Origin of the sequence: Microbacterium sp. NPDC090014, from assembly GCF_044748285.1 — a bacterium.
Lineage (GTDB): Bacteria > Actinomycetota > Actinomycetes > Actinomycetales > Microbacteriaceae > Microbacterium.
In genome coordinates, this window is the sequence record NZ_JBIVFS010000002.1 from 559,650 (window position 1) to 585,246 (window position 25,597).

The window sequence follows — 25,597 nt, forward strand, 5'->3', positions numbered from 1 at the left end:
CTCCCGGATCGCGCGTACCCTGGACTGATGCCTGAGCAGTTCTCCCGTCCGGTGCGCCGGCCCACCAGCGCCTTCGACAACATCGTCGGCAGTCACGATCCTGCGGAGGAGACGCGCATCGCGCACGCGACGGCATCCGCTCTGCTGACCCGTGTCCGTGCCGACGAGAGCGGTGTGAGCGCTGACAGACTCGTCGCCTTCACCGATGAGCACGGCATCGACGAGATCGCCGAGCTCTGGTCGAAGGCACCGTCCCGCACCCTGCCGGGTGCCCTCTGGCGGCTCTACATCCTGCAGCTGGCCATCCACGGCGACCCGCAGACCGCTGCCCTGCTCTACGAGCGCGGCAGGGTGGAACTGGCGTCGGTGGATCCCGTGATCGCCGGGGCGCCGGTGCCGCCGAACCCCGATGAGCTCGTCGCGCTGATCGACACGATTCTCCGTGGCGCGTTCCGGGGGGACTTCGCGGTCGCCCTGGACCGGGCGGCGGCGTTCTGCCGGGTCCAGGCCTCGGGAGCGACGCACACGGCGGACGACTACGAGCCGACCGAGCCGTCGCGCGCCAGTGAGCTCACCACCCGCGCCCTGCGGCTGAGCAGCTATGCGCAGGACCTCTCGGCCTCTGCTGTGCTGTGGCGGTCCGGAGCCCTGGCCTGAGCGGACGCGTCCGGGGGAGCGCAAGCCCTCGCGGACTCGCGACGGGTACGACCCGCGCCCGGGCATGAAAAGACCGGGCCGCAAAAACGCCTCTCGGCGGAAGGCCGCTCGCAGCGGCAAAAATTGGAGCCCGGGGTTATGCGGCCCGGCCACTCCATTGTAACAAGATCATGCTGCAGCTATTCCCGGGGCCCTAGGCTCGGATCATGACACGGCGCTTTGCTCTGATGATCGATCCCGCGGCGGCTGACGTCGACCGTTCCGACTTCGCAGAGACTTTCACTCTCGTCGATGCGGCCGCTCCGGCGCTCAGCGTGGGGGAGCTGAGCACGCAGCGCGGCGACGGAGTGTTCGAGTCGATCGGCGTGATCGACGGTCATGCGCAGGAGGTCGTGCCGCATCTCGAGAGGTTGGCTCACTCGGCGCAGCTGTGCGATCTGCCGCTTCCCAACCAGGCGCAGTGGCACCAGGCGATCGAGCGGGCCGCCGCACACTGCGAGCAGGGCGAGTACGTCATCAAGCTCATCCTCAGCCGAGGCGTCGAGCACGGCCCCACGCCGACGGCCTGGGTCACGGCGGCGCCGGCATCCGACTTCTCGACTGTGCGGGAGCAGGGAATCCGCGTCGTCACCCTCGACCGCGGATACGACCTCGACGTGGCCGAGAAAGCACCGTGGCTGCTGCTGGGCGCCAAGACGCTCTCCTACGCCGTGAACATGGCGGCGCTTCGCGAGGCGCATCGACGAGGAGCCGACGACGCCATCTTCCTGTCGCGTGACGGTTTCGTGCTCGAGGCGCCGACCGCGTCGCTGATCCTGCGTGTCGGGGATCGCTTCGTGACACCGGCCCCGAACGGCGGCATCCTGCACGGCACGACGCAGCTGAGCGTCTACGACTACCTTGCCGGGAAGGGACTCGTCGCAGAATACAGCCGAGTGCCGGCATCCGACCTTCCCCGGGCTGATGCCGCATGGCTGGTCTCGAGCGTCCGCCTCGCCGCCCCGATCACCGCCGTCGACGGAGTCGACATCCCGGTCGATCACGCCCTGACGGCCGAGCTGAACGACTACCTCCTCTCGCCCCGCGACTGAGGCGCCGTGCGCCTGGCCCGCCCGCCCGCTACGGGCACAACTTCGGAGCTCTCGACCGACCCGCCGCGCGCAGTCACCCGGATCGGCGCGTCGTCGACCGGCATCCGAAGTTGTGCCCGTAAATGGGGCGCTGATCCGAGAATGATCAGGGCCTGAGCGCCATCATTCCGACAATCGCTCGCTCGACGAGATCCCAGTCATGTATGACCATCGCATAGTCGAACCGAAGTGTGGCGTGCCCCCACGCGGCGGCCGTGGCGTCCCGAGTGAGATCGCGGTGTCGATGCGACTGTCCCTCATGATTCGCCTTGCCATCCGTCTCGATGAGAAGCCAATCATCGATCATGAGATCGACGATGCCGCTCGCGACGAACCGCACTTGGCAGCGGACGAACCATCCGTACTTGCGGAGTCGCAGCCGAACGAGTGACTCCAGGCCGCTGTCGGCATCCGCGCGGGAGAAGTCGATCAGGTCTCGTCCAAAGGTATCGACGTGCAGCCGCAGCCATCGCAGCCCATCGCCGTCGATCAGGCCGAGGCGGCGCGCGGACTCGAGCGCGACGAAGAACGCCTCGCCGCCGCGGCAGTGGAGCATCTGCAGCAGTATCCGAGGTGCCGAAGGGAGCCCGAACGTTCGCGAGGAAGCGCCTGAATCCCAATGACGGATGCAGGTGCACTCACGGCTGACGCCTGGGTGATGGTGTCTGTCTGCGCGAAGCCAGACGTGCAGAGCTGGATCCTCGAGAACCCAGATGCCGAGGTGCCGTGCTGCGCTGGCGCATCCCAGAGAGCCTCCATGCTCAGCAGCCTCGACGGCGCTCGCGCAGGCCGTGTCGGCAGCGTAGACCCCCCGTCGGATTCGACGGAGCTGCCCGCGCCGCACGCGAGCGTCGAGAGCCCGGCGTGAGCTTCTCGCCCGAAGGTCGCGCCAGGTCCAGATCTCGATCGATGATGAGCTGCACATCAGAGGAGCATCCGCGATCCCGATGCTCGTTCTCGACCATGATGCCGGCATCTGTGGACACAATCCGTCCTGGCTCGTCTCTGCAGGATGAGTGCCGCGGTCTGGCCCCGGGCACCGATTCGGACTAAAACGACGAAACGCCGTGGGACCAGAGGGTCACACGGCGTTTCGAACCAGCAGCTCCGAAACTGTGCCCGCGAAGAACGGGCGCCCGGTCGAAGCTGAGGCGGATGCTTATCCGAAGCGACCCGAGACGTAGTCCTCGGTGGCCTGGACAGACGGAGTGGTGAACATCGTGCGGGTGTCGTCGTACTCGATGAGCTTGCCCGGCTTGCCGGTGCCCGCGATGTTGAAGAACGCCGTCTTGTCGGACACGCGGCTCGCCTGCTGCATGTTGTGCGTCACGATGACGACCGTGTACTGGGTCTTGATCTCGGCGATGAGCTCCTCGATCGCGAAGGTCGAGATCGGGTCGAGCGCCGAGCAGGGCTCGTCCATGAGGATCACGTCGGGGGAGACGGCGATGGCACGCGCGATGCAGAGACGCTGCTGCTGACCGCCGGACAGGCCGGAGCCCGGGCGGTCGAGGCGGTCCTTGACCTCGTTCCAGAGGTTCGCCCCACGCAGCGACTTCTCGACCAGGGCATCCTGGTCGCTCTTGGCCATGCGCGTGTTGTTGAGCTTGACGCCCGCGAGCACATTCTCCTTGATCGACATGGTCGGGAACGGGTTCGGGCGCTGGAAGACCATGCCGACCTGGCGGCGCACGAGCACAGGGTCGACCCCGGTGCCGTAGAGGTTCTTGCCGTCGATCAGCACCTCGCCCTCGACGCGCGCGCCGGGGATGACCTCATGCATGCGGTTCAGGGTGCGCAGGAACGTGGACTTGCCGCAGCCCGACGGGCCGATGAAGGCCGTGACGGTGTTGGGCTTGATGTCGATGCTGACGCCTTCGACCGCGAGGAAGTCGCTGTAGTAGACGTTGAGGTCGTTGACTTCGATGCTCTTGGACACGTGAAATCCTTCTTCTTCTTCAGTCGGGTATGACGGCTCAGCGGCCGTTGATCTTGGGGGCGAACACCTTGGCGATGACGCGAGCCAGGAGGTTCAGCACCATCACGATGACGATCAGGGTGAGGGCGGCTGCCCAGGCCCGCTCGAGGTAGGCATCGACGGGGATGCCGGGGTATTTGGCCTGCATGTACGAGAACACCGGCAGTGTGGCCATCTGGCCGCTGAACATGTTCAGGTTCATGCCCTGCACGATTCCGACGGTGAGCAGCAGCGGGGCGGTCTCGCCGATCACTCGGGAGATGGCCAGCATGATGCTCGTCAGGATTCCGGCGATCGCGGTGGGCAGCACGACCTTGAGGATGGTGAGCCACTTCGGCACGCCGAGTGCGTAGGCCGCCTCGCGGAGCTCGTTCGGCACGATGCGCAGCAGCTCTTCCGAGCCGCGCACGACGACCGGGATCATCAGCACCGAGAGCGCGAGCGAACCCATGATGCCCATTCGCGTGCCCGGTCCGACGATGATCGAGAAGACCGAGTAGATGAAGAGACCTGCGACGATCGACGGGATGCCGGTCATGACGTCGACGAGGAAGGTGATGCCGCGAGCGAGCTTGCGGCCTTCGCCGTACTCGACGAGGTAGATCGAGGTCATCAGGCCGATCGGCACCGAGATGATCGTCGCGCCGAGGGTGATGAGCAGCGTGCCCCAGATGGCGTGCACCGCGCCGCCGCCCTCGCCGACGATGTTGCGCATCGAGAAGCTGAAGAACTCTCCGTCGAACCGCATGAGGCCGTTGACGACCACGGTGTAGAGCAGCGAGATCAGGGGCAGGAGCGCGACCACGAAGGCGCCGGAGACCAGCGCCGTCATGAGACGGTCGATCGCGTGGCGACGGCTCTCGACCACGGTGGAGATCACCATGATGAGCACCATGTAGAACAGCAGGCCGACGACGAGCGTCAGCGCGATGTTGAAGTCGGCGGGGTCGTTGCCCACGTTCATGAAGGCGAAGATCGTCGCCGACACGACGAATGCGACCAGCAGCAGTGCCCAGGGGGCCCACTTGGGCAGGTGGCCGGCCGAGGTGATGTGCGTCGGGGCGACGACGGACGCGGGCGACGGCGAGGGCGTGAGAGTGGCGGTCATGTCAGTTGGCTCCCGAGAACTCGGCGCGGCGCGAGACGATCCAGCGGGCCACGAAGTTGACCGCGAAGGTGACGATGAAGAGGATCAGACCCGCGGCGATCAGCGTGTTGACGCCTTCGTCGTGGGCCTCGGGGAACCGCAGCGCGATGATCGCAGGGATCGTCGTGGGGTTCTCCGGGTTGATCAGGTTGAAGGTGACGATGCCGAGCGGCGAGAGCACGAGGGTCACTGCCATCGTCTCGCCGAGTGCGCGACCGAGACCGAGCATCGCGCCCGACACCATTCCGCTGCGTGCGAAGGGGAGCACGGCCATCCGGACCATCTCCCAGCGCGTGGCTCCCAGCGCGAGGGCCGCCTCTTCGTGAAGCTTCGGCGTCTGCAGGAAGACCTCGCGGCAGATCGCGGTCATGATCGGCAGGATCATCACCGCGAGCACCAGGGAGGCGGTGAGGATCGTCTTGCCGGTTCCGGAGGGCGTTCCGCTGAAGAGCGGGATGAAGCCGAGGTTCGTGTTCAGCCACTTGTAGAAGGGCACGAGCATCGGCGCGAAGGTGAGCGCTCCCCAGAGGCCGAAGACGACCGAGGGCACGGCGGCCAGCAGGTCGATGATGTAGCCGAGGACGCCGGCGAGGCGGCGAGGGGCGTAGTGCGAGATGAAGAGCGCGATGCCGATGGCGATCGGGGCGGCGATGACGAGGGCGATGAAGCTCGACCACAGCGTTCCGAAGACGAACGGCCACACCCACGACAGGAACGACTGCCCTTCGAGGATGTGGTTGTTGGAGGTGTCGGACGACAGTGCGGGGATCGCCTGCACGATGAGGAAGACGGCCACCGCGGCGAGGGTGACGAGGATGATGATTCCCGCCGCCAGCGCGGTGCCCGAGAAGACGAGGTCGCCGCGGCGGCGGGGAGCGGTGCGCGTCCCGGTGGAACGGGTGGTATCGGGACCCGTTGAGGTTGTGGTCATCGGAGCGACTCCAGGCTCTGAGGGACGTTCGGGGTTTTCATGCGGGTGCCCCCGCGGTGTCGGTCGAGTCCTACGACCGACACCACGGGGGCGTCGGGACCGGGGCTCAGCGGTGTGCTGAGCCGTCGATCACTCCGTGACGATCGCGTCGATCGCCGTGTTGATCTGCTCGCGCAGGCTGTCCGAGATCGGGGCGCTGCCCGCGGCCTCTGCTGCAGCGTCCTGGCCCTCGGCCGACGCGACGTACTGGAAGTACGCCTTCACGAGACCGGCGGTCTCGGCGTCGTCGTACTCGACGCAGCCGATGAGGTACGAGACGAGTGCGATCGGGTACGAGCCGGCGGGCGCTGCGGCCGGGTCGACGGCGTACGCGAGGTCGTGGTCGGAGCGACCCTCCTCGAGCGGGGATGCCTCGACGAGCGCTGCGGCTGCCTCGGCGGAGTACGCGACGTACTCGCCCTCGACCTCGACGGCGACCTGGCCCAGGTCAGCGGTGCGCGATGCGTCGGCGAAGCCGATGTAGCCGACACCGTTGGTGATCGCGTCGACGACGCCCGAGGTGCCGTCTCCGGCCTCACCGGTCGACAGCGGCCACTCGTCGCTGGCCTCGTAGGTCCACACGTCGGGGGCGACGGCGCTGAGGTACTTGGTGAAGGTCTCCTGCGTGCCCGACGCGTCTGCGCGGTGCACGGGGACGATCGCCTGGTCGGGAAGCTCCACGCCCTCGTTCTGCGAGGCGATGGCGGCGTCGTTCCAGTTGGTGATGGCGCCGGAGAAGATCTTCGCGATGGTCTGGCCGTCGAGGTTCAGCTCGTCGATTCCCTCGAGGTTGAACGCGACGGCGACGGGCGAGATGTAGACGGGGATCTCGACGATGTCGTCGGAGGTGCAGGAGCCGAAGCCGCCTGCGGCGAGCTCGTCGGCGTCGAACGCACGGTCGGAGCCGATGAAGTTCGAGGAGCCGGCGATGAAGTTCTCGCGGCCGGTGCCCGAACCGGTGGCGGTGTAGTTCACCGTCGTGTCGGGGTTGGCGGTCTGGAATGCGGCGACCCAGGACTGCTGCGCGGCCTCCTGCGAGGAGGCGCCGGTGGCCTCGATCGTGCCGGAGAGCGTGGACTCGCTCGGGGCGTCGGTGGAGCCGCCGGTTCCGCCTTCGTTCGCGGCACAGCCGGCGAGTGCGAGAGCGGCAACGGCGCCGACGGCGCCGATACGTGCGATTCGGGAGATCTTCACTGTGGATCCTTCGATCTTTGATGGGTGGGGCCCGGTGCAGGGCACACAGTGACGCTATGTGCGGCGGTTAACGAGACTCTCCCGCGCAGGTGAACGGGAGGTGAACGGCACGCGTCTCTCTGGGGCATGCGAAAGGCCGCACCCGGAACCGGGTGCGGCCTTCCCACGGCTCGCGGCGCGAGACGGACGGTGTCACGCCTTGGGGATGTGCGTCTCGATCGCGATGATCCCCGACCCCGGATTCGACGCCGAGAGGTGGACGACCGAGAAGGCGGCCGGTTCGAGATCGGCTGCGCTGCTCACGTACGAGCCGCGGACGGTGCCGGTCGCCAGCGCGATCTCCGTCAGGATTCCGGGGAGGACCGGGCCATGGCTGCACAGCACGGCGGGCTTGCCGGAGCGCACGCGCCGGCCGACCACGGAACGCAGATCGTCGTCGCCGTCCTCCCACGCATCCTGACTGATCTTCGGGGTGGTGACGGTCTTACGGTCGAGGGCTTTCGCGAGGGGCGTCACGGTCTGCATGCAGCGCACGGCATCGCTCGTGATGATCTTGCGCACACCGAAGGCCCGCAGCGGACCGACGATCGACTTCGCCTGCTGCTCGCCGCGGTCTGTCAGAGGCCGTGCGGCATCCGCCCCGTCCCAGTCCGAGCGCGAGAGCGCCTTCGCATGACGCAGAGCGATGATCGGGAAGGTGCGCAGCACGCCGTCGTCGACGAGCTGCGTGAAGAAGTCGAGGATCTCGATGTCGACGGGGTAGCTCAGCCGGGCGCGGGCCTTCTTGACGCTCACCCATTCGAGGGCGGCGATCTCGCGGTTCGGCACGAAGGTCGAGGCGCGGATCGCGTCGGCCGTCGCCTCGGCCGCCCAGTAGTGCACGACCTTCTGCTTGCTCGACGGCAGGTGGTACCGACTGACGCCGACGGGCACGCCGAGGGAGACGCGGATGCCGGTCTCCTCATGCACCTCGCGCACCGCGGTCTCGGCGAGCATCTCGCCGGGATCCACCTTGCCCTTGGGGAGCGTGACGTCGCGGTACTTCGTGCGATGGATCAGGAGGATGCGCAGCTTGCCGTCGATGAGCCTCCACACGACCGCGCCGGCCGCATACACGGCCTTGTCCGTCCATTTCGACCGTGCGGTCTGGGTGCTCGTGTGCGCGCTCATCGAACCGCCCGTGCTCGACGACGCCGCTGGATCAACCCCATGGTCTTGTCCTGCAGGTCGACGAGGGGCTTGCCTGCGGCATCCTCGGCGTGGCGGGTCCAGACGCCGTCGGCTCCGAGGTGCCACGACGTGGTTCCCGGGTCCATGGCGAGATCGAAGAAATCGAGCAGATCCTTCATGTGGACCGGGTCGGTGACGCGCACCAGCGCCTCGACGCGGCGGTCGAGGTTGCGATGCATCATGTCGGCGCTGCCGATGTAGACCTGGGCATCGCCGTCGTTGTGGAATGCGAAGATGCGCGAGTGCTCGAGGTACCGGCCGAGGATGCTGCGGACGGTGATGTTGTCGCTGATGCCCTCGAGGTCGGTGCGCAGGCTGCAGATCCCGCGGACCCACACGTCGACCTTCACGCCGGCGGCGCTGGCGCGGTACAGCGCGTCGATGACCTCTTCGTCGACCATCGAGTTCACCTTGATGCGGATGCCGGCGGGCTTGCCGTCCTCGGCATTGCGGCGCTCGTGGTCGATCTGGCGCACCAGTCCCTTGCGCAGGTGAAGCGGCGCCACGAGCAGACGCTTGAACTTCTTCTCGATCGCGTAGCCGCTGAGCTCGTTGAACAGACGCGTGAGGTCCTTGCCCACCTGGGCGTCGGTGGTGAACAGCCCGAAGTCCTCGTAGATGCGGCTGGTCTTCGGGTTGTAGTTGCCCGTGCCGATGTGCGAGTAGTGGCGCAGCACGCCGTCCTCCTCGCGGATGACGAGGGCGAGCTTGCAGTGGGTCTTGAGTCCGACGAGGCCGTAGACGACGTGGACTCCCGCCTTCTCGAGCTTGCGCGCCCAGACGATGTTGTTGGCCTCGTCGAAGCGGGCCTTGACCTCGACCAGCGCCAGCACCTGCTTGCCGGACTCGGCGGCGTTGATCAGCGCCTCGACGATCGGGCTGTCACCCGAGGTGCGATAGAGCGTCTGCTTGATGGCCAGCACGTGCGGGTCGCGCGCCGCCTGCTCGAGGAACGCCACGACGCTGGTGGTGAACGACTCGTACGGGTGGTGCACGAGCACGTCCGACTTGCGGATCGCCTTGAAGATGTCGGCCCGTGTGTTGCTCCCGGTGGGCTGGAAGGCGACAGCGGTGGTGGGCAGATGCGGCGGGTAGCGGAGATCGGGTCGGTCGATGCGCGACAGGTCGAAAAGGCCGCGCAGATCGAGCGGCCCGGGCAGGCGGTAGATCTCCTGGTCGGTGATCTCGAGCTCGCGCACGAGGAGGTCCATCGTGACCTCGTCCATGTCGTCCGTGATCTCGAGGCGGATGGGCGGGCCGAAGCGGCGCCGCAGCAGCTCGGCCTCGAGCGCCTGGATGAGGTTCTCGCTCTCGTCCTCCTCGATCTCCACGTCCTCGTTGCGGGTCAGGCGGAAGGCGTGGTGATCGAGGACCTCCATACCGGGGAAGAGGTCGCCGAGGTGGTTGGCGATCAGTTCCTCGAGCGTCAGGAAGCGCTTGATCTCGCCGGTTCCGGGCACCTCGACGAAGCGGGGAAGCATGGGCGGCACCTTGAGACGGGCAAACTCCTGGCGGCCGGTGCGGGCGTTGCGGATGCGGATGGCGAGGTTGAGCGACAGTCCCGAGATGTACGGGAAGGGGTGCGCGGGGTCGACCGCGAGCGGCATGAGGACGGGGAAGACCTGCGCGCCGAAGTACTCGGAGAGCTTGGACCGCTCGTCGTCGCTGAGCTCGGACCATTCGGTGATCTCGATGCCGGATTCGGCGAGAGCCGGTCGCACCAGCGACTTCCACGCGTCGGCGTGGCGCAGCTGCAGCGCGTGCGCCTCGCGAGCGATGTCGGCGAGGGCGTCGGCGGGGGAGCGGCCGATGTTGGTGGGCACGGCCAGGCCGGTCACGATGCGACGCTTGAGCCCGGCGACGCGGACCATGAAGAACTCATCGAGGTTGCTCGCGAAGATGGCGAGGAAGTTCGCGCGCTCGAGTTCGGGGAGCGAGGGATCCTCCGCCAGCTCGAGCACGCGCTGGTTGAACGCGAGCCAGCTCAGCTCACGATCGAGGTAGCGGTGGTCGGGGAGGAGCGCGTCCGGGGACTCGATGGCATCGAAGTCGTCATCTTCAGCGTCACCGAGACCTGCGTCGGCGAGTGCGGGATCGATCATGGGGTACATCTAAGCACCGTGAGGTGTCGCGCGCGTGAACTGACCTCTCGTGCGTCAGCGCGCAGCGGCGACCGGCTCCTCGTCGTAGACGTTGAATCGGTAGCCGACGTTACGCACCGTGCCGATGATCTGCTCCTGGTCGCCCAGCTTCGCCCGCAGTCGACGGACGTGCACGTCGACCGTTCTGGTGCCGCCGAAGTAGTCGTATCCCCACACCTCGCTGAGCAGCTGCTCGCGGGTGAACACGCGAGAGGGGTGCGTGGCGAGGAAGTGCAGCAGCTGGAACTCCTTGTAGGTGAGGTCCAACGGGCGTCCGCGGAGCTTCGCCGAATAGGACTGCTCGTCGATCGTGACGCCAGACGCCTGTACGCGGGTCGGTTCGGCGACCTCGTCACGGCGTGCGAGTGCGAGCCTGACCCGCGCGTCGGTCTCGGCCGGCCCCGCAGTCGACAGCAGCACGTCGTCGATGCCCCACTCGCCCGAGAGGGCGCTCATGCCGCCCTCGGTGACGACGAGCAGCAGCGGGGCGTCCTGCCCTGTGGCCCGCAGCAGGCGGCAGAGTGACTTCGCCCCGACGAGATCGAGACGACCGTCGACGATCACGATGTCGTACTCGGGGGCGCTCACGAGTTGGGCGGGCTCGGCCGGGATCTGACGCACTCGATGGCTGAGGAGCTCGAGTGCGGGCAGGACCTGCTCCGAGACCGGAGCATTGGTCAACACCAGGACCTGGGCCACACGCACTCCTTCCGGACGGCGGGGTACGCCGTGCCGCAATGATACCGGGCGCTGATGGGTGACAATGGAGTCATGACGGATCCAGCGCTCGCACCGCGTAATGCTTTCGTCGGCGTGCTCATCGTCTGGGCCGTCGCCTTGGTGGCCGCTGTCGGCGTGGGCATCTTCGTCGCCGAGGAGTGGCGGGTGCCGTGGCTGCTCGTCGCGTTCGGCGCGATCGTGCTCCTCTCCTTCGCCGTGCAGCTGCAGTACGGGCGCACACAGGGCTTCATCTTCCGTGTGGGCGCCAGCACGATCGGCGCGCTGCTGCTGATGGGCGTGATCTCCGTCGGCTTCGGCCTGGCCGCACTCCTCACCTGATCCGCAGACGAGACACCGGGTCTACCGCAGGGTAAAGTGGTGGCCATGGATCTCATGGCGCTCGAACTCTTCTTCATCGGCCTCTTGGGCCTGGCGAGCCTCGCGATCGCCTTCGTCTCGGTCGTCGTGCTGAGAAACCTCTTCCGCGGCCAGCGCTGAGCATCGTGCTCGAGCTCCCCACCGATCTCCCCGCCGACCTCGCGCCGCTCTCGTGGCTCATCGGCGTCTGGGAGGGAACCGGCGTCATCGACTATCCGGTCGGCGACGAGCGTCTACAGGGTGAGTTCACGCATCGCGTGAGCTTCAGCCACGACGGCGGTCCTTTCCTGAACTACTCGGCCACCGCGACGTTCACCGGCGACGACCAGGCGGTCTCCCTCCCGCTCGTCGCCGAGACCGGTTTCTGGAGACTCAGCCGTCCGGCCACCGCCGCCGATCCCGGCCCCGGGCTGCTGCCGCCGCTGACCGAGCCGGTCACGCGCGGCGTCGACGACGTCGAGCAACTGCGCGCGGCATCGGGTGGATTCCCGATCGAGGTCTCTCTCGCACACGCCGACGGGACGCTCGAGCTCTACCTCGGCGAGATCAACGGTCCGCGCATCGACATCGCCTCCGACGCGATCGTCCGCGGTGCGGGTGCCAAGGAGTACGGCGCCGCGACGCGCATGTACGGACTCGTCGACAACCACCTGCTCTGGGCCTGGGACATCGCGGCTCTCGGCACTCCTATGCGGGCGCACGCGTCGGCACGATTGGCCAAGGTCTGACATGACCGGTTTCTCCGGCATCACCGGCGCTGTGACCGGCGACGGCGGGATCGCCCACTTCGGCGACGCGTTCCGTGAGCAGCGTCGCCTCGCCTCAGGCGGGGCGATCGTGCCGCTCGACGACCGGACGGTCATCGAGGTCGCGGGACCGGAACGACTCGGATGGTTGGATTCCATCACCTCGCAGTCCGTCGGTCGGCTCGCGCCCGGCGAGAGCACCGAGATGCTCGTGCTCGATCCCCAGGGGCGCGTCGAGCACGCCGCCGGCGTCCTCGACGACGGGGCATCGACCTGGCTCATCGCGGATGCCGGCGACGCCGAGGCGTTGGCGACCTGGCTGACGCGGATGAAGTTCCGCACACAGGCCACCGTCGCCGTGCGTCCCGATCTCGCGCTGCTCGGCTTCGTCGACGGAGGCGCGGCGGCTGAGCGTGGGACTGCTGCGGCATCCGCTCCTGCAGGCGCACCGCTGATCTGGACCGATCCGTGGCAGCGCGTGAGCGCGGGCGGTCACCAGTACGCCGAGGTCCTCGATCACCCGGGTGCAGACCTCGCCTGGAAAGTGGCCATCGCGACCGCCGAGGCAGCAGATGCGCTGGCAGCGACGCTCTCACCGGAAGAGGTCGCCGGACTCCTCGCCGCCGAGGCGCTGCGCATCGCCGCCTGGCGACCGCGGTGGTCGGCCGAGGTCGACGAGCGCTCGCTGCCGCACGAGTCCGACTGGATCCGCACCGCCGTGCACCTCAACAAGGGCTGCTACCGCGGACAGGAGACCGTCGCGAAGGTCCACAACCTGGGTCACCCGCCGCGCAGGCTCGCGGCACTGCACCTCGACGGCAGCGAGGCCGTGCTGCCCGCGGTCGGCGATGCGGTGCTCGCGGGCGACGACGAGGTCGGTCACATCACGTCGGTCGCCCGGCACCATGAAGACGGACCGATCGCGCTCGCGATCCTGTCGCGTCGCACGCCGGTCGGCGATCTCGTCGTCCGCGCCGAGGGGGCCGACATCGCCGCGACGCAGCAGGTGATCGTGCCGGCGGATGCCGGTGCCACGGCCGAGATCCCTCGTATCACCCGACTGTCCCGACGCCCGAGCGCACCGGATCCGCGCCAGGCGGGCTGACTCGCGGGGCGAGAAGCGCCCTTCAGGGGAGCGGCGCGACCGCATCCCAGGGGAGCGTGAGCTCACCGAGTCGCCACCGGCTCTTGACGCCGAGCACGGGCCAGCCCTGATCGCGCAGAGCGGCGACCGCGCCCAGGAATCTCTGCGTCGCTCCGAAGGTCGACAACGGCGCCGCACGGCTCCACTCGCGATCGAGGTCGACGAGCAGGGCGTGCACGCGCTCGCCGGGCACGTTGCGGTGGATCAGCGCTTTCGGCAGCCGCTCCGCAACGATGCTCGGACGCTCGAGATCCGCGAGACGCAGGGAGATCGTGAATCGGAGCGGCGATCCGGTCGGGTCCACGTCGACCCAGCTCGACACCCGACCGATCTCGTCGCAGGTGCCCTCGACGAGCAGGCCCTCGGGAGCGAGGCGCCCGGCCATCGTGCTCCAGGCCGCGGCGACATCGGACTCGTCGTACTGGCGGAGCACGTTCATCGCGCGGATCACCGCGGGGCGCCGCCCGGCAGGCAGAGGCACCTCGAATCCACCGCGAGCGAAGGAGACGCGCAGATCGGGCGAGAAGGCGGTGTTCCCTGCCTGCACCTCGACCAGCTGCTGAGTCGCGGTCGCGACTCTGACCGGATCGATCTCGAGGCCGCGCACCTCGGCATCCGCTCGCACGCGCTGCAGTCGGGTGGCGAGCTCGAAGGCGGTCACCCCGCTGGCGCCGTAGCCGAGGTCGATGACGAGCGGATCCGCGGCGCGGCGGAACGCGGGGCTCACCGCGATCCAGCGATCGTTGCGGCGCAGCCTGTTCGTCCCGGTGGTGCCGCGGGTCGGCCGACCGAGGGGAGATGACGCCATGCGTCAATCCTCGCAGGGCATGGGCGTGGACGCGTCCGGCTGCGCCGATAAACTGGGGCCATGACTTCGAAGCGCACCCTGATCCTGCTCCGTCACGGCCGGAGCGAGTGGAACGAACTGAACCTCTTCACCGGATGGGTGGACGTCCGCCTGAACGAGCAGGGCCGGAACGAGGCCCGCCGAGGCGGCGAGCTCCTGGCCGAGGCGGGCATCCTGCCCGACGTGCTGCACACCTCGCTGCTCAGCCGTGCGATCCAGACCGCGAACATCGCGCTCGACGCGGCCGACCGTCTGTGGATCCCGGTCACGCGCTCGTGGCGCCTCAACGAGCGTCACTACGGCGCTCTGCAGGGCAAGGACAAGGCGCAGACGCTCGAGGAGTTCGGTCCGGAGCAGTTCCAGCTGTGGCGCCGTTCGTTCGACGTGCCGCCGCCCGTGCTCGACGACGACAGCGAGTTCAGCCAGGTCAATGACGTGCGCTACGCCGACATCGACGGCGAGGTGCCGCGGACGGAGTCGCTGAAGCTCGTTATCGATCGCCTGCTGCCGTACTGGGACGACGCGATCGTCCCCGACCTCGAAGCAGGCAAGACGGTCCTCGTCACCGCGCACGGCAACTCGCTGCGCGGCCTCGTGAAGCACCTCGAGGGCATCAGCGACGATGACATCGCCGAGCTGAACATCCCCACCGGCATCCCGCTCGTGTACGAGCTCGACGAGAACAACGTCCCCACCGGTCCCGGCCGCTACCTCGACCCCGAGGCTGCCGCCGCCGGTGCTGCCGCCGTGGCAGCGCAGGGCAAGAAGTAACACCGCAGACGAAGGGGGCGGATGCTGACAGCATCCGCCCCCTTCGTCGTGTCATCGGCGCTCAGGCGTGGCCGAGCTCCTGCTGCTGCTCGACCGCGAGGGCGATGTCCTCCTCCTCGATGCGCCAGTCGCCGGTCGCCAGGTAGATGACCTTCTTGGCGACCGCGACCGCGTGGTCTGCGAAGCGCTCGTGGTAGCGGCTGGCGAGCGTCGCGTCGACCGTCGCCGTGGCCTCGCCCTTCCAGTTGTCGCTGAGCACCTTCTCGAAGACGCTGGCGTGCAGCTCGTCGATGTCGTCGTCGGTGTTGCGGATGGTGTCGGCGAGCTTCAGGTCCTGGGTTCGCAGCAGCTCGGAGAGCGTGCGCGAGATCTCGACGTCCAGCTCGCCCATCTTCGTGAAGGTGCCCTTGAGGCCCTTCGGGATCGCGCGCTCGGGGAAACGCAGGCGCGCGAGCTGGGCGATGTGCTCGGACATGTCGCCCATGCGCTCGAGCGAGGCGCTCACGCGCAGCGCGGTGACGACGACGCGCAGGTCTCGCGCGACGGGCTGCTGGCGGGCGAGGATCTCGATGGCCTGCTCGTCGAGCGCCACGGCCAGCGCATCGATCTTGGCGTCATCGGCGATGACCTCTTCGGCCAGCTCGACATCGCTCGTGGCGAAGGAGCGGGTGGCCTTGTCGATGGAGACCGTGACGAGGTCGGCGATCTCCACGAGCTGGGACTGCAGGTCCTCGAGGGACTGATGGAAGACTTCGCGCATGTCGGCGCAACCTTTCGTTCGGGTCTCGGCTGTGGTGTCAACGCGAGACGGCCGGGCCGCTCGCACGAGAGGAGAGCACAGCGCTCCCGCACAGGCCCGAAAGCGATTGTCTGCTCCGAAGGTTAACGAACGGTGCCCAGCACGTGAATAGTACTTCTCGCCGTGGCTCAGGGGCGGGCGAACCCGCCGATCCGCGGGTGAACGCACTCTACGCTGGGGTTATGACCTTGCCGCAGATCGCGCTGCTCGCGTTGGCCGTCGGCCTCGTGATCGGCGTCGGCCTCTCCCTTCTCGTGGCCTGGGCATATCGTGCGCGGGCGCGCGTGGCCGATGAGACCTCGCTCGTGGTCCCGGAGGGTGTGACCGCCGTGCTCGGCAGCATGGACGATGCGGCATGCGTGGTCGACTCCTCCGGACTCGTGCTCGCCGTCTCGAAGGCGGCGACCAGGTTCGGCATCGAGGTGGGCGCACCCCTGGAGAACCCCGAGCTGCGTCAGCTCGTGCGTGGCGGACGCATCGAGGGCAGTTCGGCGACCGAGTCGCTGCGCATCACGCGCGGCGGGCTCAGCCTCGATCCACGGCTCGTGTCGGCTCGGGCGAGCGCCATCAGTCCGCGCATGACGCTGCTGATCATCCGCGACGTCACGGAGCAGGAGCGCCTCGATCAGATGCGCCGAGACTTCGTGGCGAACACCAGTCACGAGCTCAAGACCCCTGTGGGAGCCGTCACTCTGCTCGCCGAGGCCATCGAATCGGCGGCCGACGACCCTGCTCAGGTGCGTCACTTCGCGACCCGGATCTCGGCCGAAGCCGCACGTCTCGGTCAGCTGACCGGTCGGATCATGAGTCTCTCGAGACTGCAGACCGACGATGCGCTGTCCGATGTGCGGCCCGTCTCGATCGACGAGGTTCTCGCCACCGCGCTCGAGGCGCATGTCGTGCAGGCCGACTCCGCCGGGGTCGAACTCGCCCGCGGCGGCGATCGCGGAGTCTGGGTGCGCGGCGACTCGCAGATCCTCATCGAGGCCTTCGGCAACCTCATCGCGAACGCGATCGTCTACTCCCCGAAGGGGTCGCGCGTCGGCATCGGTGTGAAGGCCGATGAAGGGGTGGTCGAAGTGGCGGTCTCGGACCAGGGCATCGGGATCGCGGAGGCGGATCGGGAGCGGATCTTCGAGCGCTTCTACCGGGCGGACGAGGCGCGGTCCCGCCGCACCGGCGGAACGGGGCTCGGACTCTCGATCGTCAAGCATGCGACACAGCGCCACGGCGGCGAAGTACGCCTCTGGTCGCGCCCCGGACGAGGCTCGACCTTCACCATCAGGCTTCCGAGGATCGACGCTCCCCCGAGCATCGACAAGGACCAGAAGAACAAGAAGAAGCGCGAGCGCAAAGCGGCCAAGGCCGCTGCTCGCGTCCGAAACGGAGAGAACGCATGACCCGCATCCTTCTCGTCGAAGACGAGCCCGACCTCGCCGACCCGCTCGCCTACCTCCTGCGCCGAGAGGGGTACGAGGTCGAGATCGCCGAGGACGGTCCAGGGGCGCTGGCCGCCTTCCGCGAGCGTGGCGCCGACGTCGTGCTCCTCGACCTGATGCTGCCCGGCATGCCGGGCACCGAGGTGTGCCGGCAGATCCGCTCGACCTCGGCGGTGCCGATCATCATGGTCACGGCCAAGGACTCGGAGGTGGACATCGTCGTCGGACTCGAGCTCGGCGCCGACGACTACGTCACGAAGCCGTACTCGTCCCGCGAGCTGCTCGCCCGGATGCGCGCGGTCCTTCGTCGCGTGGTGCAGGCCGACAGCGAGCTCGACGAGCGCGTGCTCGACGGGGGACGCGTCTCGCTCGACATCGATCGCCACACCGTCTCGGTCGCCGGACAGCAGATCAACATGCCTCTGAAGGAATTCGAGCTCCTCGAGGTGCTGATGCGCAATTCAGGTCGAGTGCTCACGCGCGGTCAGCTGATCGACCGCGTGTGGGGGAGCGACTACTTCGGAGACACGAAGACGCTCGACGTGCACATCAAGCGGATCCGCTCCCGCATCGAAGAGAACCCGGGGGAGCCCGTCATGCTCGTCACGGTTCGCGGTCTCGGGTACCGCTTCGAGGGCTGACGCAGTCGTCGGACGGCACGCCCGCCCCCATGACGGAGAAGAGGCCGGCACCCCGCAGGGTGTCGGCCTCTTCGTCAGCGTATGCGCCGGCTCACTCCGCCGGAGCGGGGGCAGCCGTGTCCGTGGGGGCCGGCTCGGGCGTCGGTGTCGACTTCTGCTCCGTGGGCACGAGGTCGGCGTAGTACGGCAGAGTGCCGTCGAGAACGGGAACCTGAGTCTTCGTGCCGGCGCCGTCGCCCGACTGGAAGTGGATCTCGATGGTCGCGCCGGGCATGGTGTCGAGTCCGTCGATGCGCAGCGGTTCCTCGTCGGCACCGAAGCTGACGGTCTTGCCCGCGGGCACGGAGACGGTGAACGGCTCATCGGAGCCCGACACGGTCATCGTGAGCGTCGCCTTGTCGGCGGTCGGGTTGACCACGGCGCCGATGAAGTTGCCGACCGATCCGTCTTCGTTCGCGACGATGAAGGCATTGCGCACGTCGATGGGACCGTCGGAGTCCGAGACGTTGACGCCGTCGGAGGCGGAGTATTCGATCGTCGTCGCCTGCGGCGAGATGAACGTGCAGCCCGTCGCGCCCAGAAGAACGAGGGCGCTGATGGCGGCAGACGCAACAAGGCGCGATTTCACGGGTCCTCCTGAGGTACGACGGGATATCCGCGTCCCATTCTATGCGCATGCGGGGCACCGCCCGAGGACGCGGCGGCGCGAACCTTAGCGCATGTCCCCTGTGGTATCCTTGAGGTTGCCGAAAGGACAAGTTTTTATGCTTTTTGAGGTTGGCGAAACTGTCGTCTATCCGCACCATGGCGCTGCGACCATCATCGAGGTCAAGGAGCGCATCATCAAGGGTGAGGCGAAGAAATACCTGAAGCTCAACGTGACCCAGGGGGACCTCATCATCGAGGTGCCTGCGGAGAACGTCGATCTGGTCGGGGTCCGCGATGTCATCGGCCGGGAGGGGCTCGACAACGTGTTCGAGGTGCTCCGCGCTCCGTTCACCGAAGAGCCCACGAACTGGTCTCGTCGTTACAAGGCGAACCTCGAGAAGCTCGCCTCCGGCGACGTGATCAAGGTGAGCGAGGTCGTCCGCGACCTGTGGCGTCGGGATCAGGACCGCGGTCTGTCGGCCGGTGAGAAGCGGATGCTGGCGAAGGCTCGTCAGATCCTCATCTCGGAGCTGGCTCTGGCGGAGAAGACCGACGAGGACAAGGCGAGCGCGCTGCTCGACGAGGTCCTCGCTTCCTGAGCGGATCGAGACAAGGCGGGTGCTTCGGCATCCGCCTTTTTTCGTGCGCGCCGGTAACGTGAACCTGGTGAGCATGCTTCCCGTCCCTGACACCGCGATCATCGTCGTCGCCGCCGGCTCCGGCACGCGACTGGATGCCGGAGCGCCCAAGGCGTTCGTCGGCATCGACAGCCATTCGATCCTCCGCCACGCGCTCGACGGCGTCTTCGCGGCGGGGCCCGCCCAGGTCATCGTGGTCGCCCCCGCAGGGTTCGAGGGCGACGCGGAGACCGAAGTGCGTGCTGCGGCCGGCGATCGCGTCGACCTCGGCAGGGTCGTGACGGGCGGAGAGACCAGGCAGCAGTCGGTCGCCGCCGGTCTGAAGGCCCTGTGGGGAGACATCACGCGAGTTCTCGTGCATGACGCGGCGCGCGCGCTGACCCCGCCGGAAGTGATCGACGCCGTGGCCCGGGCGATCGACGGCGAGACAGGGGTCATCCCGACGCTCCCCGTGGTCGACACGCTCAAGCGGGTCGAGGGAGACGCTGTCATCGCGCCGGTGGATCGCTCCGAGCTCGCGGCAGCGCAGACGCCGCAGGGGTTTCCGCGCGCCCTTCTCGAGGCCGCCTACGATGCTGCGAGCGGCTCGGACGTCGAGTACACCGATGATGCGGCGCTGTTCGCCGCTGCCGGACATCTCGTGCGTCAGATCCCGGGTTCGCCCAGCGGATTCAAGATCACCACGCCCGCCGACCTCGAGCGCGCCCGCCAGCTGCTGGCGGCTGTCGCCATTCCGGCACCCGATCTCGCCCCGACGTGGACGGGACCCCGGGTCGGCCTCGGCACCGACGTGCATGCATTCGGTGGAGATGGGAACCTGTGGCTCGCCGGCCTGCAGTGGCCGGGGGAGCCGGCGCTCTCCGGGCACTCCGACGGCGATGCCGTCGCTCACGCGATCGTGGACGCGCTGCTCGGCGCTGCAGGGCTCGGAGACATCGGCGAGCACTTCGGCACCGCACACCCCGAGTACGCCGGAGCACACGCGGACGTCTTCCTCGCCCGCACCCGGGAGATCCTCACCGAGGCCGGTTTCGCGATCGGCAACGTCTCGGCGCAGTTCCAGGGCAATCGACCGCGCTTCAGCACGCGACGCGCGGAGGCGGAGCAGGTCCTGTCGACCGCGCTCGGCGGCGCGCCGGTCTCCGTCACGGCGACCACGACCGACGGACTCGGGTTTCCCGGGCGAGGCGAGGGGATCGCGGTGACGGCAGTCGCGATGGTGCACGCGGTCTGACAGGCGTCACGGAGCGCGCGGGAATGTCTCAGCATCCGCGCTCGTTGTCGGAGAACGTCGTGCGACCGTCGCACGATCCCGAGGAGGCATCATGAGGATCCTGGTCATCGGAGCCAGTGGACAGGTCGGCCGCACGGCCGTCGACGCGTTGGCCGGACACGAGGTCATCTCGGCGTCGCGCAGCAGCGAGCCGTCCGTCGATGTCACCGACTCGGCGTCGGTGGAGCACCTCTTCGCCTCGGTCGGACAGATCGACGCCGTGATCGTCGCCGTGGGAGAGGTGCCCTTCCGCTCGCTCGACGAGCTGAGCCGGAGCGACTACGAAGCGGCTTTCCGCGGCAAGGTGCTGTCGCAGCTCGACGTCGTGCGCATCGGCACGTCGTATGTGCGCGACGGCGGCTCGATCACGCTGACCTCCGGCATCCTCTCGCGCGAGCCGATCGCCACCGGCGCCGCGGCGTCGCTCGCGAACGGAGCCATCGAGTCCTTCGTCGTCGCCGCGGCGACCGGGCTGCCCCGCGGCATCCGCATCAACGCCGTGAGCCCGTCGGTGCTCGCGGATGCGCCGTCGTATCACTCGTCGTTCCCCGGCTTCGTGCCCGTGTCGTCGCACCGCGTGGGGCAGGCCTTCGCGAAGAGCGTGCTCGGCGTGCAGACCGGGCAGGTCTACCCGGTCGACTGAGCGGCGGCAGGGCCGGGGTCACACCCAGTCTTCGGATTGCGCCGCCCGGTAAGCTTGTGCGGTGACTCTCCGCCTCTACGACACCCGCGCACAGCAGCTGCGCGACTTCGTGCCTCTCGATCCCGAGAACATCACGATGTACGTCTGTGGAGCCACCGTGCAGTCCGGCCCTCACATCGGTCACGTCCGAGCGGCGCTGAGCTTCGACCTCCTGCGGCGCTGGCTGACTCACCGCTACGGCCGCGTCACGTTCGTGCGCAACGTCACCGACATCGACGACAAGGTGCTCGTCAACGCGACAGACGTCGAGCCGTGGTGGGCGCTCGCATACCGCATGGAGCAGGAGTTCACCGCAGCGTATGCCGGCATCGGCATCCTGTCCCCGACTTATGAGCCGCGCGCGACGGCGTCCGTCCCGCAGATGCAGGAGCTGATCGCGATCCTCATCGAGCGCGGCCACGCGTACCCTGCACCGGACGGTTCCGGCGACGTCTACTTCGACGTCCGTTCGTGGACGGAGTACGGGTCGCTGACGAACCAGTCCGTCGACGCGATGGAGGCGGCGGAGGATGCCGACCCTCGCGGCAAGCGCAACCCGCAGGACTTCGCGCTGTGGAAGGGTGCCAAGCCCGACGAGCAGGCGGATGCCGTGTGGCAGTCGCCCTGGGGCGCAGGTCGCCCCGGCTGGCACATCGAATGCTCGGCGATGTCCAAGCGCTACCTCGGATCCGAGTTCGACATCCACGGCGGAGGCCTCGACCTGCGCTTTCCCCATCATGAGAACGAGCTCGCCCAGTCGACCGCGGCCGGAGACGGCTTCGCACGCTACTGGGTGCACAACGGCCTCGTGACGGTCGGCGGACAGAAGATGTCGAAGTCTCTGGGCAACTTCACCCTGGCGAGCGACGTGCTCTCGGAGCGGGATCCGCAGGTGGTGCGCTACGCACTCGCCGCCGCGCACTATCGCTCGAGCCTCGACCTCTCGGAGTCGTCGTGGACCGAGGCAGAGGCGGCACTCGGCCGCGTCCGCACGTTCGTCGAGCGCGCAGAGCGCATGCTTCCGAAGACCTTCGGCTGGGGGGAGCGCACGCCGCTGCCCAAGGCCTTCGCCACCGCGATGGATGACGACCTCGGCATCCCGCAGGCGCTCGGAGTCCTGCACGACACCGTGCGCGCGGGCAATGCGGCGCTCGACGCCGGTGATGCCGACGGCGCCGGGACGGCGAGGAGCGAGGTGCTCGCGATGCTCGACGTCCTCGGATTCGAGCGCGTGGGTGTCGCGTCGACAGGCGATGCGCAGGCCTCTGCTCTCGACGCGCTCGTGCAGACGATGATCACCCAGCGCGCGCAGGCGCGCGCTGACAAGGACTGGGCGGCGGCCGATCGCATCCGTGATGCGATCGCCGCGGCAGGAATCACGCTGGAGGACTCTCCGGCCGGAACTCATTGGAGTATCGATGGCTAAGCCACAGCGCCCCGGCGCAAGCAACGGCAAGAAGAAGGGCCCCACCAAGGGCACCGGCGGACTCGGACGCAAGTCCCTCGAGGGCCGCGGACCGACCCCGAAGGCGGAGGACCGCGCCTGGCACCCGGCGGGCAAGCGCAAGGCCGCGGCCGAGCGCTATGCGGCATCGGGTGGAAAGGGCAAGCCGGGGCAGCGTCAGACGTCCGGCGGAAACCCGAACCGCTCGGCCCGCGCGAAGGACAACACCACTGAGGTCGAGGTCGTCACCGGCCGCAACTCGGTGCTCGAGGCTCTCCGGGCGAAGATCCCCGCGTCGGCGTTCTACATCGCGCAGCGCGTCGAGATGGACGACCGCGTCAAGGAGATGCTGTCGATCGCCACCCACCGCGGAATCCCGGTGCTCGAGGTCACGCGTCAGGAGCTCGACCGCATGGCCGGCTTCGACGGAGTCCACCAGGGCGTCGCCGTCAAGGTGCCGCCGTACGAGTACGCGCACCCGCAGGACCTCCTCGAGGCCGTCATCGACAAGGGCGAGGTCCCGCTGTTCGTCGCCCTCGACGGCATCACCGACCCCCGCAACCTCGGCGCGATCATCCGCTCGACCGGTGCGTTCGGCGGACACGGCATCATCCTGCCGCAGCGTCGTTCGGCCGGTGTGAACTCGGCAGCCTGGAAGACGAGTGCCGGTGCTGCGGCACGCGTGCCGGTCGCACTGGCGACCAACCTCACCACGCAGCTCAAGGAGTTCAAGAAGCAGGGCGTGTTCGTGCTCGGCCTCGACGGCGACGGCGACGTCCTGCTGCCCGAGCTGCAGCTGGCCGACCGCCCCGTCGTGATCGTGACCGGTTCAGAGGGCAAGGGCCTCTCGCGTCTGGTCGCCGAGACCTGCGATCAGATCGTGTCGATCCCGATCTCGGCCGTGACCGAATCGCTCAACGCCGGCATCGCGACCTCGGTCGCGCTCTACCAGGTGTCGTCCATCCGCAACGCGAAGAAGTAGGGGAGAAGGTCATGGCTCGGATCGTCGTGCTCGGAGGAACCGGCTACGCCGGACGCCACATCGTGTCCGAGGCGGTGAGCCGCGGCCATGACGTGATCGCGATCTCACGCAGCACGCCGACCGATGCTGTCGACGGCGCCTCGTACGTGCAGGGCTCGGCGCTGGACGCCTCGTCGCTCGCGAACGCCTTCGACGGAGCGGATGCCGTCGTCTCGGCCCTCTCGCCGCGTGGCGACATGGCGGACCGCGTGCTCGAGGCGCTGACGAACGTCATCGCGGAGCTCGCCGATACGAGCACCCGTCTCGGCGTGGTCGGCGGCGCCGGTGGAAGCCTGGTCGCCCCGGATGGCCCGCGCCTCTTCGACCTCGACTTCCCTGAGGAGTACAAGCACGAGGCACAGGTCGGCATCGACTCGCTCGCACTGCTCCAGAGCACGGACCGGTCGCTGGACTGGTTCTTCATCCACCCGGCCGAGGTCTTCGGACCCTGGGCCGAGGGTGAGCGCACCGGTCACTATCGCGATGGTGGAGATATGCTCGTGCGTGACGCCGAGGGCAAGTCCTTCATCTCGGGGGCGGACTTCGCGGTCGCGGTGGTCGACGAGATCGAGCGCCCGGTGCACCGTCGCGGACGCTTCACGGTCGGGTATTGACCTCAGACGAGGTCGCGCCAGTCGACCTCGTCGTCGTCATCGGCGACGGAGTGCGTGCCTGTGATGACGGGCAGGCTCATCGTCTCGGTGGGCGGGCCCATGATGGTCGCCTCGTCGCGGCGGTGGCGCAGCACCTCGTTGATGTAGCTCGTGAGGACCTCGGCGAGCGGGACTGAGCGTCCCTGCGCCTGAGAGAGATACCACCGGTGCTCGAGCACCTGGTGGAACACCTCTGCGGGTTCGAGCTTGGCGCGCAGCTCCCAGGGGATCGCACGCACCACGGGCTCGAACACGCGGGTCAGCCATTCGTGCGCGTACATCTCCTCGTCGACCCACTGCTTGGTCGAACGGGCACGGAACTCGTCGAGATCGTTGAGCAGGCGGCGGGCCTGGTTCTCCTCGACGTCCAGGCCCGTGAGGCGGATCAGGCGGCGCTGGTGGTGTCCGGCATCCACCACCTTCGGCTGGATCTCGACGACCGTGCCGTCGGAGGTCGTCGACATCGACATCTCGTCGATGTCGAATCCGAGGGCGTTGAGGCGTTCGACGCGCTCCGTGATGCGCCAGGTCTCCGCCGCGGCGAAGGACTCCTGCACCGTCAGCTCCGCCCACAGCGAGTGGTACGACGAGACGATGCCGTCGGCGATCGCGACCGCGTCGACGCCGTGCTCGAGCCGTCCGCCGGCCGCGAGGTCCATGATCTCCCCGGCGATGTTGGTGCGGGCGAGGTCGAGGTCGTAGAGGCGCTGCCCGTCGGTGAGTCCCTCCTCGTGCAGTTCACCGGTCTCGGCGTCGACGAGGTAGGCCGCGAAAGCGCCGGCGTCCCGGCGGAAGAGCGTGTTCGAGAGCGAGACGTCGCCCCAGTAGAAGCCGACGTTGTGCAAGCGCACCAGGAGCACCGCGAGGGCGTCGACCAGGCGATTCGCCGTGTCGGGGCGCAGCACCCGGGTGAAGAGGGCGCGATACGGCATGGAGAAGCGCAGGTGCGAGGTGACGAGCGCGGCGGGGAGCGGCTCGCCGGCGGCATCCGATCGCCCCGCGATCACGGCGACGCGGTCGACGCAGGGCACATCGAGCCTGGCCAGGTTGCCGAGCATCTCGTACTCGCGCCTCGCCATCTCATCGGTCGTCTCTTTGACCGCGACGACCTTGCCCGAGAGGTCGGCGAAGCGCACCAGATGCCGTGACAGCCCCTTGGGGAGCGACACGATCTGCTCGGACGGCCACTTGCCGAGGGGGGTCGACCAGGGGAGGGCGAGCAGGGCCGGGTCGATCGAGCTCGCCGTGATCCGCAGCGCATCCTGCATGTCTCTCCAGTGGGTCGGGGCGGAAAAGAAAGAAGCGG

The 25,597-nt window shown here is 68.1% G+C and carries 26 protein-coding genes; 14 read left to right on the top strand and 12 right to left on the bottom strand.

The features are described from left to right. Positions 1–27 precede the first annotated feature (27 nt). Both ACIPV5_RS16110 and ACIPV5_RS16115 read left to right on the top strand, forming a co-directional pair. Entirely contained in the window at positions 28–657 is a 630-nt protein-coding gene (locus ACIPV5_RS16110) for a DNA-directed RNA polymerase subunit beta (protein ID WP_400341878.1), read from the top strand. Positions 658–863: 206 nt separating this feature from the next. Then, positions 864–1,748: an aminodeoxychorismate lyase gene (locus ACIPV5_RS16115; protein WP_056279875.1), complete on the top strand. Its 885-nt coding sequence runs from the start codon at positions 864–866 to the stop codon at positions 1,746–1,748. A 145-nt stretch (positions 1,749–1,893) separates the two neighbouring features. Here ACIPV5_RS16115 and ACIPV5_RS16120 read toward each other — a convergent pair whose 3' ends face one another. From ACIPV5_RS16120 to ACIPV5_RS16155, 8 genes are all read right to left on the bottom strand, one after another. Continuing rightward, a complete protein-coding gene (locus ACIPV5_RS16120) occupies positions 1,894–2,343 on the bottom strand; it encodes a DUF559 domain-containing protein (protein ID WP_230100380.1) in 450 nt (149 codons plus the stop codon). 603 nt (positions 2,344–2,946) lie between these two features. Next, on the bottom strand, positions 2,947–3,726 hold the full coding sequence (pstB, locus tag ACIPV5_RS16125; RefSeq protein WP_045254296.1) for a phosphate ABC transporter ATP-binding protein PstB: 780 nt from the start codon (positions 3,724–3,726) through the stop codon (positions 2,947–2,949). A gap of 37 nt (positions 3,727–3,763) precedes the next feature. Further along, the gene (gene pstA, locus ACIPV5_RS16130) at positions 3,764–4,873 is read right to left on the bottom strand and encodes a phosphate ABC transporter permease PstA (RefSeq protein WP_053097332.1); all 1,110 of its coding nucleotides are present in this window, start codon (positions 4,871–4,873) and stop codon (positions 3,764–3,766) included. 1 nt (position 4,874) lies between these two features. Beyond that, a complete protein-coding gene (gene pstC / locus ACIPV5_RS16135) occupies positions 4,875–5,843 on the bottom strand; it encodes a phosphate ABC transporter permease subunit PstC (RefSeq protein WP_053097329.1) in 969 nt (322 codons plus the stop codon). 129 nt (positions 5,844–5,972) lie between these two features. After that, the gene (gene pstS / locus ACIPV5_RS16140) at positions 5,973–7,076 is read right to left on the bottom strand and encodes a phosphate ABC transporter substrate-binding protein PstS (RefSeq protein WP_053097327.1); all 1,104 of its coding nucleotides are present in this window, start codon (positions 7,074–7,076) and stop codon (positions 5,973–5,975) included. 192 nt (positions 7,077–7,268) lie between these two features. After that, complete coding sequence (locus tag ACIPV5_RS16145) at positions 7,269–8,246, bottom strand: NUDIX domain-containing protein (protein WP_400341883.1); 978 nt, start codon at positions 8,244–8,246, stop codon at positions 7,269–7,271. After that, positions 8,243–10,408: an RNA degradosome polyphosphate kinase gene (locus ACIPV5_RS16150; RefSeq protein WP_053097323.1), complete on the bottom strand. Its 2,166-nt coding sequence runs from the start codon at positions 10,406–10,408 to the stop codon at positions 8,243–8,245. Before ACIPV5_RS16150 ends, ACIPV5_RS16145 begins: the two co-directional genes overlap by 4 nt. Positions 10,409–10,462: 54 nt before the next feature. Next, the gene (locus tag ACIPV5_RS16155; protein ID WP_053097321.1) at positions 10,463–11,146 is read right to left on the bottom strand and encodes a response regulator transcription factor; all 684 of its coding nucleotides are present in this window, start codon (positions 11,144–11,146) and stop codon (positions 10,463–10,465) included. Positions 11,147–11,218: 72 nt separating this feature from the next. On the opposite strand from ACIPV5_RS16155, the gene ACIPV5_RS16160 reads away from it, so the two are divergent. The 3 genes from ACIPV5_RS16160 (at position 11,219) to ACIPV5_RS16170 (ending at position 13,396) form a co-directional block, all read left to right on the top strand. Next, positions 11,219–11,506 carry a hypothetical protein gene (locus tag ACIPV5_RS16160; RefSeq protein ID WP_053099202.1) on the top strand — a complete coding sequence of 96 codons (288 nt, stop codon included), beginning with the start codon at positions 11,219–11,221 and terminating at the stop codon, positions 11,504–11,506. A 164-nt stretch (positions 11,507–11,670) separates the two neighbouring features. Beyond that, complete coding sequence (locus ACIPV5_RS16165) at positions 11,671–12,273, top strand: FABP family protein (RefSeq protein ID WP_053097319.1); 603 nt, start codon at positions 11,671–11,673, stop codon at positions 12,271–12,273. 1 nt (position 12,274) lies between these two features. Then, positions 12,275–13,396 (top strand): YgfZ/GcvT domain-containing protein, encoded by a 1,122-nt coding sequence (locus tag ACIPV5_RS16170; protein ID WP_400341885.1) that lies wholly within the window; start codon positions 12,275–12,277, stop codon positions 13,394–13,396. Positions 13,397–13,418: 22 nt separating this feature from the next. Here ACIPV5_RS16170 and ACIPV5_RS16175 read toward each other — a convergent pair whose 3' ends face one another. Then, positions 13,419–14,243, bottom strand: a complete 825-nt coding sequence (locus ACIPV5_RS16175) for a class I SAM-dependent methyltransferase (RefSeq protein ID WP_053097315.1) — start codon at positions 14,241–14,243, stop codon at positions 13,419–13,421. Between the two features lie 60 nt (positions 14,244–14,303). Between ACIPV5_RS16175 and ACIPV5_RS16180 the strand changes: the two genes are divergently transcribed. Continuing rightward, complete coding sequence (locus tag ACIPV5_RS16180) at positions 14,304–15,053, top strand: phosphoglyceromutase (protein ID WP_187250566.1); 750 nt, start codon at positions 14,304–14,306, stop codon at positions 15,051–15,053. A gap of 61 nt (positions 15,054–15,114) precedes the next feature. On the opposite strand, the gene phoU is transcribed toward ACIPV5_RS16180, so the two are convergent. Next, positions 15,115–15,813 carry a phosphate signaling complex protein PhoU gene (gene phoU, locus ACIPV5_RS16185; protein WP_053097311.1) on the bottom strand — a complete coding sequence of 233 codons (699 nt, stop codon included), beginning with the start codon at positions 15,811–15,813 and terminating at the stop codon, positions 15,115–15,117. 221 nt (positions 15,814–16,034) lie between these two features. On the opposite strand from phoU, the gene ACIPV5_RS16190 reads away from it, so the two are divergent. Both ACIPV5_RS16190 and ACIPV5_RS16195 read left to right on the top strand, forming a co-directional pair. Beyond that, the gene (locus ACIPV5_RS16190) at positions 16,035–17,252 is read left to right on the top strand and encodes a cell wall metabolism sensor histidine kinase WalK (RefSeq protein WP_072591611.1); all 1,218 of its coding nucleotides are present in this window, start codon (positions 16,035–16,037) and stop codon (positions 17,250–17,252) included. Continuing rightward, positions 17,249–17,932, top strand: a complete 684-nt coding sequence (locus ACIPV5_RS16195; protein ID WP_053097307.1) for a response regulator transcription factor — start codon at positions 17,249–17,251, stop codon at positions 17,930–17,932. Before ACIPV5_RS16190 ends, ACIPV5_RS16195 begins: the two co-directional genes overlap by 4 nt. 91 nt (positions 17,933–18,023) lie before the next feature. Here ACIPV5_RS16195 and ACIPV5_RS16200 read toward each other — a convergent pair whose 3' ends face one another. Further along, entirely contained in the window at positions 18,024–18,560 is a 537-nt protein-coding gene (locus ACIPV5_RS16200) for a hypothetical protein (RefSeq protein ID WP_053097306.1), read from the bottom strand. A 136-nt stretch (positions 18,561–18,696) separates the two neighbouring features. On the opposite strand from ACIPV5_RS16200, the gene ACIPV5_RS16205 reads away from it, so the two are divergent. From ACIPV5_RS16205 to ACIPV5_RS16230, 6 genes are all read left to right on the top strand, one after another. Further along, positions 18,697–19,179 (top strand): CarD family transcriptional regulator, encoded by a 483-nt coding sequence (locus tag ACIPV5_RS16205; protein WP_053097304.1) that lies wholly within the window; start codon positions 18,697–18,699, stop codon positions 19,177–19,179. A 67-nt stretch (positions 19,180–19,246) separates the two neighbouring features. Continuing rightward, positions 19,247–20,452: a 2-C-methyl-D-erythritol 4-phosphate cytidylyltransferase gene (gene ispD, locus ACIPV5_RS16210; protein WP_400341889.1), complete on the top strand. Its 1,206-nt coding sequence runs from the start codon at positions 19,247–19,249 to the stop codon at positions 20,450–20,452. A 91-nt stretch (positions 20,453–20,543) separates the two neighbouring features. After that, on the top strand, positions 20,544–21,134 hold the full coding sequence (locus ACIPV5_RS16215; RefSeq protein WP_400341891.1) for a short chain dehydrogenase: 591 nt from the start codon (positions 20,544–20,546) through the stop codon (positions 21,132–21,134). A gap of 61 nt (positions 21,135–21,195) precedes the next feature. Then, entirely contained in the window at positions 21,196–22,599 is a 1,404-nt protein-coding gene (gene cysS / locus ACIPV5_RS16220) for a cysteine--tRNA ligase (protein ID WP_400341893.1), read from the top strand. Continuing rightward, positions 22,592–23,599 (top strand): 23S rRNA (guanosine(2251)-2'-O)-methyltransferase RlmB, encoded by a 1,008-nt coding sequence (gene rlmB, locus ACIPV5_RS16225; RefSeq protein ID WP_053097298.1) that lies wholly within the window; start codon positions 22,592–22,594, stop codon positions 23,597–23,599. Before cysS ends, rlmB begins: the two co-directional genes overlap by 8 nt. Positions 23,600–23,610: 11 nt before the next feature. Then, positions 23,611–24,252, top strand: coding sequence for an NAD(P)-dependent oxidoreductase (locus ACIPV5_RS16230; protein ID WP_400341895.1), 642 nt, complete (start codon positions 23,611–23,613; stop codon positions 24,250–24,252). A gap of 2 nt (positions 24,253–24,254) precedes the next feature. Here the strand turns inward: ACIPV5_RS16230 and ACIPV5_RS16235 are convergent, their stop codons facing one another. After that, complete coding sequence (locus ACIPV5_RS16235) at positions 24,255–25,559, bottom strand: DUF4032 domain-containing protein (RefSeq protein WP_053097294.1); 1,305 nt, start codon at positions 25,557–25,559, stop codon at positions 24,255–24,257. Positions 25,560–25,597: the final 38 nt, after the last annotated feature.

Coding starts and splice junctions, on each gene's coding strand:
- ACIPV5_RS16110 (WP_400341878.1), top strand. CDS start 28: ATGCCTGAGCAGTTCTCCCGTCCGGTGCGCCGGCCCACCAGCGCCTTC.
- ACIPV5_RS16115 (WP_056279875.1), top strand. CDS start 864: ATGACACGGCGCTTTGCTCTGATGATCGATCCCGCGGCGGCTGACGTC.
- ACIPV5_RS16120 (WP_230100380.1), bottom strand. CDS start 2,343: ATGCTCCACTGCCGCGGCGGCGAGGCGTTCTTCGTCGCGCTCGAGTCC.
- pstA (WP_053097332.1), bottom strand. CDS start 4,873: ATGACCGCCACTCTCACGCCCTCGCCGTCGCCCGCGTCCGTCGTCGCC.
- pstC (WP_053097329.1), bottom strand. CDS start 5,843: ATGACCACAACCTCAACGGGTCCCGATACCACCCGTTCCACCGGGACG.
- ACIPV5_RS16145 (WP_400341883.1), bottom strand. CDS start 8,246: ATGAGCGCGCACACGAGCACCCAGACCGCACGGTCGAAATGGACGGAC.
- ACIPV5_RS16150 (WP_053097323.1), bottom strand. CDS start 10,408: ATGATCGATCCCGCACTCGCCGACGCAGGTCTCGGTGACGCTGAAGAT.
- ACIPV5_RS16160 (WP_053099202.1), top strand. CDS start 11,219: ATGACGGATCCAGCGCTCGCACCGCGTAATGCTTTCGTCGGCGTGCTC.
- ACIPV5_RS16170 (WP_400341885.1), top strand. CDS start 12,275: ATGACCGGTTTCTCCGGCATCACCGGCGCTGTGACCGGCGACGGCGGG.
- ACIPV5_RS16175 (WP_053097315.1), bottom strand. CDS start 14,243: ATGGCGTCATCTCCCCTCGGTCGGCCGACCCGCGGCACCACCGGGACG.
- ACIPV5_RS16180 (WP_187250566.1), top strand. CDS start 14,304: ATGACTTCGAAGCGCACCCTGATCCTGCTCCGTCACGGCCGGAGCGAG.
- phoU (WP_053097311.1), bottom strand. CDS start 15,813: ATGCGCGAAGTCTTCCATCAGTCCCTCGAGGACCTGCAGTCCCAGCTC.
- ACIPV5_RS16190 (WP_072591611.1), top strand. CDS start 16,035: ATGACCTTGCCGCAGATCGCGCTGCTCGCGTTGGCCGTCGGCCTCGTG.
- ACIPV5_RS16195 (WP_053097307.1), top strand. CDS start 17,249: ATGACCCGCATCCTTCTCGTCGAAGACGAGCCCGACCTCGCCGACCCG.
- ACIPV5_RS16205 (WP_053097304.1), top strand. CDS start 18,697: ATGCTTTTTGAGGTTGGCGAAACTGTCGTCTATCCGCACCATGGCGCT.
- ACIPV5_RS16215 (WP_400341891.1), top strand. CDS start 20,544: ATGAGGATCCTGGTCATCGGAGCCAGTGGACAGGTCGGCCGCACGGCC.
- rlmB (WP_053097298.1), top strand. CDS start 22,592: ATGGCTAAGCCACAGCGCCCCGGCGCAAGCAACGGCAAGAAGAAGGGC.
- ACIPV5_RS16230 (WP_400341895.1), top strand. CDS start 23,611: ATGGCTCGGATCGTCGTGCTCGGAGGAACCGGCTACGCCGGACGCCAC.
- ACIPV5_RS16235 (WP_053097294.1), bottom strand. CDS start 25,559: ATGCAGGATGCGCTGCGGATCACGGCGAGCTCGATCGACCCGGCCCTG.